2 protein-coding genes are annotated in these 1,098 nt (G+C 71.2%); one reads left to right on the forward strand and one right to left on the reverse strand.

The window, feature by feature from the left end; genetic code table 11:
- Window positions 1-794 (forward strand): NAD(P)H-hydrate dehydratase (locus AB4Y86_RS19445; RefSeq protein WP_441403752.1); only part of this gene is annotated, 794 nt, incomplete at its 5' end.
- 65 nt (window positions 795-859) lie between these two features.
- On the opposite strand, the gene AB4Y86_RS19450 is transcribed toward AB4Y86_RS19445, so the two are convergent.
- A partial coding sequence (locus AB4Y86_RS19450) for a glycerophosphodiester phosphodiesterase family protein (RefSeq protein WP_441403753.1) occupies window positions 860-1,098 on the reverse strand: 239 nt, incomplete at its 5' end.

The following is a 1,098-nucleotide window of genomic DNA, read 5'->3' on the forward strand; positions in this document are numbered from 1 at the left end:
GCTCGGTGTTGGTGGTCGGCGGCGCGCGCAAGACGCCGGGTGCGGCCCTGCTCGCCGGCGTCGCTGCGCTGCGCTCGGGTGCCGGGAGGCTGACCCTGGCGGTGGCGGAATCGACCGCGGTACAGCTGGCCGTCGGCTTTCCGGAGTCCGGGGTCGTGGGGCTGCCGGAAACAGCGCATGGATCGGTCAAAGGCTCCGCGGCGGCGCTACTGACCGACGAGGTCGGTGCGGCCGATGCCATCCTGGTGGGGCCGGGCCTGGACGACAAGGACGAGACTCTCGCTCTGCTGCGCGGGCTGCTGTCGTCCGGCCGGAGCGCCAGCCCGCGGGGACCTGCGATCATCCTCGATGCCTACGCCTTGGGTTGCCTGCCCGACCTGGCCGACGAGTTGACGCCTTGGGCCGGCCGGCTGATCCTGACGCCGAACGCCACCGAAGGCGGCATCCTGCTGGGCCGGGACCTAAAGGATCTGCAACGGGACGCGCAGAAGATGGCCGAAACCTACCAGGCTGTGGTGAGTTGCCAGGGGGTGATTGCGGAGCCCGGCGGGGACCTCTGGACAATCACCACCGGCCACAGCGGTCTGGGCACCTCCGGCAGTGGCGACGTCCTGGCCGGTGCCATCGCTGGCCTGCGGGCACGGGGCACCACCGATACGCAAGCCACCTGCTGGGGCTCGCACCTGCACGCGGCAGCCGGGGACCGGCTCGCCAGCCGGCTGGGAGGCCTCGGCTATCTGGCGCGTGAACTCTGCGACGAGTTGCCTGCCCTGATGGTGGAACTCAGCAGCTGAATCCGGCCTTGAAGACGCGGAGCCCGTCCGTCATCAGACCCCCGCGGTCACGCCGGCGGCGCTGACTACGGCGCCCATTGTCCGCGCTCCTGCAGGACCGCCTTGAGCAGGTCGGCGCGGTCGGTGACGATCCCGTCGACGCCCAGGTCCAGCAGCCGGTGCATTTCGGGCACGTCATTAATGGTCCAGACGTGGACGTGCAGGCCGTGACGATGGGCGCGCCGCACGAACCCCGCCGTCACCACCGGCACCGCCCCGTACCGGACCGGGACCTGCAGGGCGTGCACGCCGCGGAGCGCACGAC

Origin of the sequence: Arthrobacter sp. 2YAF22_2 (genome assembly GCF_052114645.1) — a bacterium.
Classification (GTDB): Bacteria; Actinomycetota; Actinomycetes; order Actinomycetales; family Micrococcaceae; genus Arthrobacter.